Annotated in this window: 7 protein-coding genes; 2 read left to right on the forward strand and 5 right to left on the reverse strand. The window is 50.0% G+C overall.

Annotation, left to right across the window (positions count from 1 at the left end):
* Window positions 1-65 precede the first annotated feature (65 nt).
* Window positions 66-614 carry an SRPBCC family protein gene (locus AC27IB_RS04465; RefSeq protein WP_487119196.1) on the reverse strand — a complete coding sequence of 183 codons (549 nt, stop codon included), beginning with the start codon at window positions 612-614 and terminating at the stop codon, window positions 66-68.
* Window positions 615-1,191: 577 nt separating this feature from the next.
* Between AC27IB_RS04465 and glgC the strand changes: the two genes are divergently transcribed.
* Window positions 1,192-2,466, forward strand: coding sequence for a glucose-1-phosphate adenylyltransferase (glgC, locus tag AC27IB_RS04470; RefSeq protein WP_296050631.1), 1,275 nt, complete (start codon window positions 1,192-1,194; stop codon window positions 2,464-2,466).
* Window positions 2,467-2,471: 5 nt separating this feature from the next.
* On the opposite strand, the gene AC27IB_RS04475 is transcribed toward glgC, so the two are convergent.
* Entirely contained in the window at window positions 2,472-3,764 is a 1,293-nt protein-coding gene (locus AC27IB_RS04475; protein ID WP_487119198.1) for a spinster family MFS transporter, read from the reverse strand.
* 125 nt (window positions 3,765-3,889) lie between these two features.
* On the opposite strand from AC27IB_RS04475, the gene AC27IB_RS04480 reads away from it, so the two are divergent.
* Window positions 3,890-4,708, forward strand: a complete 819-nt coding sequence (locus tag AC27IB_RS04480) for an acyl-CoA thioesterase (RefSeq protein ID WP_487119200.1) — start codon at window positions 3,890-3,892, stop codon at window positions 4,706-4,708.
* A 181-nt stretch (window positions 4,709-4,889) separates the two neighbouring features.
* On the opposite strand, the gene AC27IB_RS04485 is transcribed toward AC27IB_RS04480, so the two are convergent.
* The 3 genes from AC27IB_RS04485 to AC27IB_RS04495 form a co-directional block, all read right to left on the reverse strand.
* Window positions 4,890-7,841 carry a TonB-dependent receptor gene (locus tag AC27IB_RS04485; RefSeq protein WP_487119202.1) on the reverse strand — a complete coding sequence of 984 codons (2,952 nt, stop codon included), beginning with the start codon at window positions 7,839-7,841 and terminating at the stop codon, window positions 4,890-4,892.
* A 77-nt stretch (window positions 7,842-7,918) separates the two neighbouring features.
* Window positions 7,919-10,567 carry a family 16 glycosylhydrolase gene (locus AC27IB_RS04490; RefSeq protein WP_487119204.1) on the reverse strand — a complete coding sequence of 883 codons (2,649 nt, stop codon included), beginning with the start codon at window positions 10,565-10,567 and terminating at the stop codon, window positions 7,919-7,921.
* Window positions 10,568-11,094: 527 nt separating this feature from the next.
* Complete coding sequence (locus AC27IB_RS04495; protein WP_296047811.1) at window positions 11,095-11,943, reverse strand: HDOD domain-containing protein; 849 nt, start codon at window positions 11,941-11,943, stop codon at window positions 11,095-11,097.
* Between the last annotated feature and the right edge of the window lie 83 nt (window positions 11,944-12,026).

Below are 12,026 nucleotides of genomic sequence, written 5' to 3' on the forward strand. Positions count from 1 at the left end.
GCCAGGTTTGAGATCCCTCAATCAGGCACAACAGTACTAAAGGTTAATATCAGCTGAAGTAACCCCTAGCCGATACTGTTTTCTACCAGCGTTTTAATGTTTTCCAGGCCAACCTGAATGTCGCCGCCAAGTTGGTTATCAAAAAACAGCAGTTTGTAGCGGTCAACAATGTTAAGGCCAACATTGCCGCGGCTGCTCCAAATCAGTTCGGTGCCGCTGTCCAGAGGTTTGAGACGCAACTCGCCATGGGCACTGATCCCATGCTCAGGGTTGTCAACGCTGTAGACCAGTTGCCGATTAAATTGCAGTGAGGTAATTTCAATAGTGCCACGGCCAAGAATATCACTGCGCCAGCGCAGACGCATGCCAATGGCCCGATCCGGACCGTCGTAGGTCATAACGGCATTGGGGTCCACCTGATACCAGGTGCTCCATTGCTCCCACTTACGCAAATCAACAATCGCTGCGTACACTTTATCCGCTGGCGCATTGATCTCAATCGAGCGTTTAACTTCATATTCTTCAGGCAGGAAAAGACCTGTCAGAATGACAAGAAAAGCCACAATAAACAGATTTATGAGCCATTTACCGCCCCACATAATGTCTCCAGTCAACGCTACCTCCGTCAATTATAACATTAAATTAACAAAATGAGAGTTTCGCCGTGCTTTTTGTTTGAACTAAATCAAATAAAGATTTAAGTCTGACTTGCACAGGCCCTTATCAGCCAGATGGGTTAGCAAAACAACGCACGTACCGTTTATAATATCTTGGCTGGTACAACACCAGAGTAAAACCCATACGACCGGTTTTAATTATTTAGCCAACGGTTGGCAAAACGCCATAATGGGGAATTTTAAGGCGGATTTATTGCCAACAACAGGCGTTGACAGGCATTTTCAGTACATATCGCCTCTAAACCGAAATTTTTGCATCCTGGCCCGTCTGCATATTGCTTGCGCCGAAGAGGATTTAGTGAAGAAGCCCTCTTTTAATCGGTTAACATATTCAACACAAATAAATTAATATTTATTTACACTGCCGGTGCTTGAGCATTTATTATTCAAGGCGTAAGATGGTGAAAAATAATGTAATTTAATTACAAATAACCTATCCTTAAATAAATGGATACGGTCACCCAGACCGGCAGGCATTAGCCGTTACCACACAGCGCGTCGATGGAGAAACAGAATGTCCGACAAGAGCCCTCGTTATATCAGTAATCTTACCCGCGATACCTATGCATTGATCCTCGCCGGTGGCCGGGGGTCACGATTGCACGAACTCACCACCTGGCGGGCCAAACCGGCGCTCTATTTTGGCGGTAAATTCCGCATCATCGACTTTCCGCTGTCTAATTGTGTTAACTCGGGTATACGCAGAATTGGCGTTGTCACTCAGTATAAATCTCACTCTCTCATTCGACACCTGGTGCGCGGTTGGGGTCACTTTAAAAAGGAACTGGGCGAGTCAGTGGAAATTCTGCCCGCCTCACAACGCTTTTCCGAAAACTGGTACGAGGGCACGGCTGACGCAGTATTTCAGAACATCGATATTATCCGCGACGAACTGCCAAAATTCGTGATGATCTTATCCGGCGATCATATTTACCGGATGGATTACGCCAACCTGCTGGCCCACCACGTAGAAACCGGTGCCAAAATGACCGTGTGCTGTATGAAGGTACCACTGGAAGAAGCGGCTGGCGCATTTGGTGTTATGTCGGTAGACGAAGATTACCGTATTAAAGGCTTTACCGAAAAACCTGCTAACCCGGACCCGGTCCCTAACGAGCCGGATTTATGTCTGGCTTCCATGGGTAACTACGTATTTGATACAGAGTTTCTGTTTGAGCAACTGGCGCGTGATGCCGAAACCTCAGGCTCTGAGCGGGATTTCGGTAAAGACATTATTCCCAGCATTATCAAAGACCACGACGTATTCGCTTATCCGTTCCAAAGCAGCGAGAACGAGCACGTTTACTGGCGTGATGTAGGTACACTGGACTCATTCTGGGAAGCCAATATGGAGATGGTGGCACCTGTTCCGGCACTTAATTTATACGATCGTAAGTGGCCCATCTGGACTTATCAGGAACAACTGCCGCCAGCGAAGTTTGTCTGGGAAGATCACGACCGCCGCGGAGAAGCCATTAACTCGGTAGTCTCCGGTGGCTGCATTGTTTCCGGCTCGACCCTGCGCCGTTCACTGTGCTTCTCAAATGTTAGGATCCACTCTTATGGCCTGATTGAAGAAGCCGTGATCCTGCCAGATGTGGAAATCAAACGTCACTGTAAACTGCGAAAGGTCATTATAGACCGCGGCTGCGTGATCCCGGAAGGCACTGTAATAGGTTACGATCACGACGAAGATCGACGCCGCGGCTTCCGCGTCTCCGAGAAAGGCGTTGTGCTGGTCACCCGCGAAATGCTTGGTCAGCCAGTCGGTGGCACCGCCTTAGGTTGAGGCCTCTACTCGTGGACCTGGCGCTTAGCCAGGTCCTTCGGCAACCGTAATGACGTCCAGCCAAACACCAGTATTGATAACACAAACGGAATAGCCAGCCAGTCAAGCGCGGCTACCAACCCTTCAAGTTCACCCAGACTCGCCATGTAATGCTCGCTAAGTAGGCCCACAAACGTTGGCCCACCGCCCAGCGCAATCAGGTTCAGAACAAAGAAAAATAACGCCGTAGACATGGCCCGGCAATTAGCCGGAGACAGCGTTTGTGCCATGGCAAAACACGGCCCGAAATACGTGCCGCTGGTAACCTGCAATAAAGTAAAACCAGCAATTGCAATCCACAGCGATTCACTGTGAATTGCCAGCAAAAAGGCCGGCACACCAACGCACAGAGCAAGAGCTGGCAGGCGCGCATAAGCACCGGGATTGCTGCGTCCCCATTTATCGGCAATAGCACCACCGGCCCACACGCCAATGGCATATAAAGTACCGTTAATCACCCCAAAAACCACCAGTAACCAAACGATATCCACTTCACTGAAGCGCCGCACAAAGTAATCCATCTGCCAGCCAATCACCGCATAGTTAGCAAACGATGACAGCGTAATGCCCAGTACCATGCCCCACCAGCTAGGCGTTTTAAGCAGCTCTACAAGGCTATCTAGCATGGGTCGCTGGCGCTCTTGTTCGGTTTGCTGGCGGACAGGCTCTTTTACCGTCAGTTTGAGTACGATGGCCAGTACAATGCCTGGCAGCCCCACGGCTATCATTACTGAGCGCCAGTCGGCCTGACCGCCGCTTAACACGAAGGCAGAAGCCAGGAAGGCCAGCATAATGCCAAAGGGGATCCCCAGGGCATAAAGCGCCATCGCCGTTGCCCGCTCTTTCGGCGCAAATAAATCCGCTATAATGCTATGTGCCGGAGGGGTACCACCGGCTTCGCCAATCCCCACTCCAATGCGGTATAACGCCAGTTGCAAATAGCTCCCCGCCAGGCCGGACAGTGCGGTGAAACCGCTCCAGAGAGTCAACGATACAGCAACAATATTAACCCGGCTGTAACGGTCGGCCAGCCAGGCCACCGGAATACCCATTACGGTATATAACACCGCAAAATAAATTCCCTTCAGGTAGCCCAACTGGGCATCATCAAGCCCGAGGTCCTGTTTAATAAATGGCGACAAAATGCCAATGATTTGCCGGTCGATAAAATTAAACGCGTACACCAGCGTGAGCATCAGCAACACGTAATAACGATAGCGATCGGGCTTTTCCGGGTGGGCAACAGAGTTAGGGTTCAAACATCACCTGTGATACAAATACACATTAACAAGCAGACTTATAACTGAATATCACTAAGAATAAGTCGAAACATGGCTCGCGAGCCGGGATAATACCATCCTATTTATCTGATGTTGAACTCTGTATGCACATAGACAAACTTTTAGCCCTGACTTCCGAAGTGACGACCCTTAACGATAATGAATGGCTGATGACCCACCCTGGCCTGCCTGATACCTGGGGTCAGGGGCGCACTGCATTTGGTGGTATCACAGCCGGCTTTCTGCATCATGCTTTGGCTCAGGTGGTCGACAAAGACCGCAGTTTACGTGCCTATCATACGAACTTTGTCGGGCCGGTGAGTTTTGATAAACCACTGGAACTGGTAGTTGAGAAATTGCGCTCGGGGCGCAATATGTCGCAGTATCTGGCGAAATTGCTTCAGGATGGCAAAGTCTGTGTTTGTGTGCAGGCCTGCTTCGGCGTTGAACGCAGTTCAAAAATACAGGTTGATAAACTCCCTGCCCATGCCATGACGCTGCCGCAAAAAGCCAAGTTTATTCCGCAAATTCCTAAGGTGACACCGCGCTTCTTCCGTCACTACGAATTGGCTATCGAGCAAGGCCAGATCCCGTTTAGCTGGAGTAAACACAGCCATTACCATGGCTGGATGCGCTTTAAGGAGCCGGTCAGTGCCTTTAATTACACTCACCTGATCTCCTTAATTGATGCCTGGCCGCCGGCCATTATTCAACAGCTCAAACTACCGGCACCGGTAAGCACCGTGAGCTGGGATATTGAATTGGTGCAACCGCTTGTGCTGAATAGCGAAAATCCCTGGTTTGGCTACCAGGTAGATACCAAACTCGCCAATGGTGGCTATGCCCACACCGAAGCGACTATCTGGGACGATAAGGAGCGGGTAATCGCTCTCAGCCGCCAGACCATTGCAGTCTTCGATTAAGTTGTAGCGCCATTCAGACATAAAAAAACCCGGCACAGGCCGGGTAAATTTTTAACGCACTTATTATTATTATAAAGCTAGCAAGGTAAATTGCCGGAGTCAGAACTCACTGCCCCCGACAACCTTTAACTAATCAGTGGAGAGCTACTGCTCACTCTCCACAGGTTGGTTGGGAGGTTGATTAGTTAAATCCGTAACGAACACCCAGCGCATAGCGTGTGCCATACTGGCGGGCAAACAGGAACTGCTCCTCATAACGGCCGTAGCCTTGTTCCGTTTCATTGTTCAGGTTCAATGCATCGAAGAACACCGTGAGGTTTTCGTTGATGTCATAGTTAATGCTCATGTCCACCTGACCATAATCTTTAAAGAACTGCGGCGGCGCATCGGCAGAGCCCTGAGCCTGACCAACACCTAACAGGTAATCATCACGCCAGGCATAAGTCACCTTCACCGACAGACCGTCTTTTTCGTAAAACGCCTGCAGGTTAGCTGAGTCACCCAAACCGGTTAAAGGCGCTTGCTGGGTCAGACTGTTCACGTCAAACTCCACATCACCGCTAACAAAGGTAGCGTTAACGTTGAAGCCGAAACCCGTTTCGCCCAACATGTGCTGTAATGCCACTTCCACACCATCAACCGACTTTGCATCGGTGTTATTTGGCTGGCTGACATTCCACACAATTAACGGATCATTGCTGTTTGGCTCAATCTGACCGTCGGCGTTGCCATGGCCATTAGCCAGCATCTGATCGAAGATCGCGGTACTGGTTGCCTGCTCACCGCGGGCTTCAATATCGGCAATCGCCTGCTGATAGCGCGGCCCATTGTAGATATCATACAAGCCATCGATGGTGGTCTCGGTAATCGTGGTCTGAATGAAGTTATCAACGTCTTTCTTAAACCATACGATTGACGCGTAACTTGCTTCACCGTAGTAGTACTCAAGGGCTAAATCGAGGTTAGTCGACTCAAACGGTAACAGATTCGGGTTACCCTGGGAGCCAGTCCGTGAACCCGGTTTAGGGCTACCGCTCAGGGCACGGCCACCGGCTAAGAAGCCGAGTGGTGCACGTGACATGGTTTTACCCCATGATACCCGGGCCTGTAACTCGTCGGTCACATCCAGACGGAAGTCGATCGACGGCAGGAACACATCGTGTGAGCCTTCCTGGGTCAGGTAGTTTGCGGTACCACCTTCTTCGTACTGCATGATCCACTCAGAGGCTGCAACCCAGTTAACCTGCTGCTCAACACGTTGACGTACGGTACTGGTTACATCAGTTTCTTCGTAGCGGGCACCGGCAATCAGCTGTGCAGGATAATCACCAATCTCAAATTCCCATTCGGTCTGAACGTAAATACTGTTGGTCACTTCCTCTACTTCACTCTCGCCTGTAATGCCATTGAAGTAAGCATCTGGTACATAAGCGTCGCCGCCCATGACGTCTTCGGTCAGATAGGCCATTTGACGCGCCACTGCTTCGTCGAAGTCGTAGGTGTAGTAATAGTTAGGCATCAGGTTAGCGCCACCACCGGCAAATTCATCCAGGAAGCTACCAGTGTCATGACGGGTAAACATGCTGTCCGGGAAGATTTCCGGGAAAGACGGATTAAAGCCCGGACCACCACGCAGACCACTCCACGCATTGGTGCCGTACATAGATTGTTCGGTACGGGCAAAACCAAATTTAACCACCGGCATCGGGATATCAAATTTAGAGTTGTACCACTCACCGTCAAACTGCAGCTGTTCTACATTCGATTCACCCGGCGAATGAATAAACTGACTGAAGTTAGAGTCAATTTCACTGGGCATTAACTCGTTGGTACCGTTTTGCCATCTGATAAAAGCAGATGGTACTTCACCGTTACGGTAGTCGTATATTTTGGTGGTTAGTTTATCCGAGCCCAGAATGATCTGGCCATTGCTGCCCATGCCATCATCCGCACCGTTATCGATTTCGTTGCTGGAATCGTGATAATCAATGTTGAATTTCAGATCGTCAGTCACCTGCCAGTCGATATTCAGACCGATTGAGCGGGCATCTACCTCAGTAGTTTCACGGAATGCGGTAAATGAGCCATCGTTACCACCAATATCGGCGTAAATTGCCGTACCGTTTTCATCCAGCTCGTAACCGTTAATGTTACCGCCGAATTCATTCCAGATCCCCCAGCCAACACTTTCCACGCCCACTATGGCATTGGTCATGGTGTAATCGACTGTCATGGTAATGTCGTCGTTAGGCGCATACTGGAAAGTCACCTGGGCATTGGTGCGGTCGTTTTCCACATTATCGATACCGTAGTTCATATCTTTAGGGAAAAAGTGGTTACCAATACGGTTGCCTTCATCATCCACAGCGCGCGGATCGATCATGGTAGATTCGTTAAATTCCGGTAAATCCACATTCGCCTGCCAGCCCTGAATATTGGCCTGCTGACGCTGGAAGTCACGCTGATAATGAGAAAAGCTAACCGCAAACCCCAGTTTATCGTCGTTAAAGGTGTTGCTGTAAATACCGGCGATTTCCGGCGTTACATCATCCCCTTCCTCAACGGATGTATCGTGCAGGGCTTTGGCCATAAACGAATAGCGCTGACCCGGTTGTTGCAATGGCTTAGACGTTACAATGTTAACGGTTGCTCCCAAACCACCACTGGGGAGTTCGGCTTTAGCCGTTTTATACACTTCCAGGGCGCTTACGCCTTCAGAAGATAAATGCTGCAAACTGTAAGAGCGGGTAAAACCGGTGCCCGGCATTTGCCGGCCGTTTAACGTAATCAGGTTAAAGCCCGGCCCAAAACCACGCACGGTGATTTCGCTACCCTCACCATTAGCACGACTTACCGATACACCGGTAATACGCTGTAGTGATTCCGCCAGGTTAGAATCCGGGAATTTACCCATTTCTTCGGCTGAAATCGCATCCATAACCCCCGGGGTGCTGCGCTTAATATCCATGGCGCGAATAAGACTGCCACGGATCCCCTGTACTTCGATGATTTCAACAGAGGGCTCTTCTTCAGACTGGTTCGCTTCCTGCGCGAAGGCAGCCTGGCCTGCTGTCCCCAGCAGTAAACCTACTGCCAGCGCCAGACGATTTTTAGTAAAAGTGGTGTAGTTCATAGTTCGATACTCACGTTTTATTCTTTACCTTGTGCAGGTATCTGCTTTAGTCACTCAGGTACCTGCGACCGGCTGCATTACTCGGCAGCAATTTCTGCGTTATCGATACGGTAGACGGCGCCGTCGCCAGTCCCCCAGGCCGGGAATACCATCAGTACATTGATGTCACTGATATCCAGGCCAGCATCGAATAACTGTTGCAAGGTAAAGGTGTAGGTTTGCCATTGACCCAGCACTGGCGCTTCGCCTTCCACACTGTCAGTCAGCGGCAGCTCAACGGCGGTGGCCGCACCGGTAGATTCAATTTTGAATAACCATGATGAATCCGGATCAGACGGGTTAGACACAACCTTCATGTCGAAGCGAACCACACCTGTGCTCAGCAGCGCCGAAGCATCATAAGACACGCCCTCATCGGCCAGGAAGCCCATTACCGTTGGCTGCGAGCCAATGATAAATTGCGCTACAGCCCCTTTGCTGTCATCTTCATCGGTTTCTACCGTAGGTGTTGAACCACCACAGCAATCCCAGATTGACCAGCCATCGGCGGCTACATCTTCGAACAGTTTAATGCCGTTAGCCGATTCCGCAGACGGGTCGTAGATACGGGCGTTATCTACACGGTACACCGCACCATTACCGGTTCCCCAGGCAGGGAAAATCATCAGCACGTCAATGGCACTGACATCCAGACCAGCGGCTGATAAATCAGACAGCTTAAAGGTATAGGTCTGCCATTCGCCGGTCGCCGGGGCTACGCCTTCCTGACTGTCAGTAACAGGTAGCTCCGCCGCGGACGCTCCGTCACTGGACTCCAGCTTGATTAACCATGAGGCATCCGGGCTCGACGGCGCATCAACTACTTTCATTTCAAATTCCAGTACACCGGTTTCTAAAATGGCACTGGCGTCAAACGGCGTGTCACCACCACCATTAGCACCACGGGTAATAAAGCCCATTACAGTTGGCGCTTCGCCGATAGAGAACTGCGCCACCAGACCATGATCATCATCGTCAAGTTCTTCAGTAGGCATAGAGCCACCACAGCAGTCCCACATTACCCAATCCGGGTTTTCACCGTCGTCAAAAAACACGACTTCTGGTGACGGCGCTGTAATTTCTACGTTATCAAGTTGGTAAACGGCACCTTCGCCCAGTCCCCAGGAGGGGAATATCATCAGCACATCAATTGCGCTCACATCCAGTCCCATATCCGCCAGCATCTGCAGTGGGAAGACATAGGTTTGCCATTCACCTACCACCGGCGTTACACCATCGCGGTTATCAGTAAGTGGCAGTTCAGCAGCGCTTGACGCGTTGTTACTCTCAACCTTGAACAACCAGGCAGCATCCGGGCTGGCCGGTGCAGACACGATTTTCATATCAAAGGAAATGACACCGGTTTCCAGCATGCCAGACCCATCAAAAGGCGAAGCCTGACCGTTTTCATCGGTAATAAACTCGTCGCGACTGATAAAGCCGTTAACGGTTGGTGATGAGCCAACCATAAACTCATAAACGGCGCCCATGTCCGGATCTTCAATCACCATGGGCGTTGAGCCACCACAGCAGTCCCATGCGGGCCAGTTTGGATTCGCCGCATCATTGAAAATCGTCAGGTTTTGTACCACACCGCTTGAGGGCGGCGTTGGAATCGGCGCTTCACCTTCTACCAGGGCATCATCCAGGCTTTCGTAGCCAGGACGGATTGTTTCACAGCCCTTGCCGGTATCTGGATCGGAAGCACATTCATAAACATGCACGTAGTCGATAACATATTCCTGGCCACCGGCAAACGCGTCAGCGTCAATGCCCAGGTTATTGACGTTTTCAGGCCAGTCACCACCAACCGCCAGGTTGAGTAACAGGTGGAATTCCTGATCGAATGGCGCGTTATTCCAGAACGTCGTTAACTCACCGGTGATTTGATCGTAATACTCAGCAAACCACCCGCGGTGACTCAGGCCCATGGCCTCACCGCTGGCGTTGTAGCGTACTGTGGATTTACGCTGAGTAGCATACAGGTAACCGTCTACATACCAGCGAATTTCCCCTTCCTGCCATTCAATAGCGTAGGTGTGGAAATCGTCAGCCGGATTCATGTCTGCCGGGAACTCGTAGGCTTTGCCCGAGTTAACATTGTTTGGCCAGTCGCGACCATAATGCAGGGTACCGTGAATGTTAGACTCAACATTACCTTCTTCATCGGCCACTTTGAGGTTAACCGCTTCCATAATGTCAATTTCACCGGATTTCGGCCAACCGCCATAAACGTAATCGGTAGGCAACATCCAGAAAGCTGGCCAGCTGCCCTGCCCGGAAGGCAGTTTGGCACGCATTTCAAAACGACCGTATTTAAAGTCGCCTTTATAACGGGTGTTTAACCGGGCAGATGTGTAAGGCTTTTCAGCGCCCTCTTCTGCTGGCATGGCTACAATATGCAGCATGCCATCGGCAACATAAGAGTTTGCCGGGTCGTCGGTGTAACACTGTTGTTCGTTGTTACCGCCACCGGCGCAATTTACTTCGTGTGTCCATTTAGCGCTATCGATCGCGCTACCATCAAAATCATCACTCCAGACTAATTGCCAGTCGCTCACCGGCTGCGCCGGATCAACGGTGGTAAAATCTGATTCTGTTTTGGCGCTTTCGCCGCCACAACCCATCAGCGTTGCCGCGGTCATCGCAGCAAGCAACCGAGATAGTTGCATTGTTGTGTTTTTCATTCTTCAGCCCCGATCTAAACGGAATTTATGTTGCGTCACCTGTCGGCTATCATCTGCCGTAAAAGTGTAAGCGCTTACATGCGCAATCAAAAAATTATGTAAGCGCTTACAGAGATTATTACATTAAGTTAGAGAAGTAAATTCAAATTAACAATTTTTTTACTATAAGATGCATTACGCATTATGGTGTTTCGTTTTAACCAAAACCACAATAAATCCTTAGGGCAGCGATGCATCACTCTCGCCAAATCATATTGATTTACATTGACTTTTTACGATTAAACAGGCAAATAACCATTCAATTGAGCAGTAGATTGCAGGCTAGTGCCTGCCCTGCAGCGCATTAATCGCCAGTCAATAAGGAGATAAACCCGGTGGTAGGCAAATCATTTGATTAACAATTAGACAGGGGGATAATCGCCTGACACAGGCATGATCACGGCAGAAACGGACTTTTTATGTAAGCGCGAACATTGCATTTACCTTATCGCCCATAGCGAACAACCTGACCTAGCCCGTTAACGGTGTCAGTACAGCATAAACGCACTGGGGTTAAACAGGCTCATCACGCTCAGACATTGCAGGTTGGTAATATCCAGGGCATCTTCGAGATCTTCGTGGGCCAGCCCAAGTGATTCATGTAAGTGAGGTAGCAGGTTGTTATAGCTCGGATAAACATCCGTGTTAACGTTATCCAGCGCCAGCACATAGGATAATTGCAGGATTTGCACATCCGCGTCGGTCGCCGGGGTGTCGGTATCGTGGATATGCTCAAGAGGATGACTGATGGATGCCGGGATCCCCCAGTTTTTAATAATTTCGGCCGATAGCGAAGCGTAAGTGAAACCGCAGATAGCCTGCTGTAATTCAGCCGGTTTCACCCTGGCATTAAAGGCAGTGCAACGCTGCGCCTCCTTGGCAAACATCGAGACCATCGCCAGCTCACCAATATTATGCAGCAATCCCGACACAAACAGCCGTTCAGACTCTTTATGTTTCTTCTGCTCAGCAATGTATTTCGCTAACAATCCGCAACTGACACTCTGCTCCCAAAAGCGGTCCAGATCGATGATCTTAGCCTCAACATTGCGAAAAGCATGAGAGATCCCGTACGCCAGCGCCAAATCATAAGCCGCGCGGGTCCCTATCACCTGCAGAGCTTTAGTGATGGTTTCAATACGATTGGGAAACTTGTATAACGCACTGTTAGCCACTTTGAGCAGCTGTCCGGTTAGTGCCGGGTCAAAGGCGATAATCTCACCCACATCATCCATGCTGGCCGCGCTGTCATCCATGCACGCTTTCAGCCTGGTCACCGCTTCAGGTAACACGAATAGTTCGGTAGCTTGTGAAGCAATTTCAGACACATTTTTCATATTAAAGCCCCTGCTGCGAAAGCAATCCTTTTAAATAATCATTCACAACAATTTCCATTTTCTGCACTATTGATATAGTCCAT

The sequence above is a fragment of the Alteromonas sp. 4NH20-0104 genome, assembly GCF_057547795.1.

What these genes read in the sequence shown, in the direction of transcription:
- glgC (WP_296050631.1), top strand. Translation starts at nt 1,192, where the DNA reads ATGTCCGACAAGAGCCCTCGTTATATCAGTAATCTTACCCGCGATACC.
- AC27IB_RS04485 (WP_487119202.1), bottom strand. Translation starts at nt 7,841, where the DNA reads ATGAACTACACCACTTTTACTAAAAATCGTCTGGCGCTGGCAGTAGGT.
- AC27IB_RS04480 (WP_487119200.1), top strand. Translation starts at nt 3,890, where the DNA reads ATGCACATAGACAAACTTTTAGCCCTGACTTCCGAAGTGACGACCCTT.
- AC27IB_RS04495 (WP_296047811.1), bottom strand. Translation starts at nt 11,943, where the DNA reads ATGAAAAATGTGTCTGAAATTGCTTCACAAGCTACCGAACTATTCGTG.
- AC27IB_RS04490 (WP_487119204.1), bottom strand. Translation starts at nt 10,567, where the DNA reads ATGAAAAACACAACAATGCAACTATCTCGGTTGCTTGCTGCGATGACC.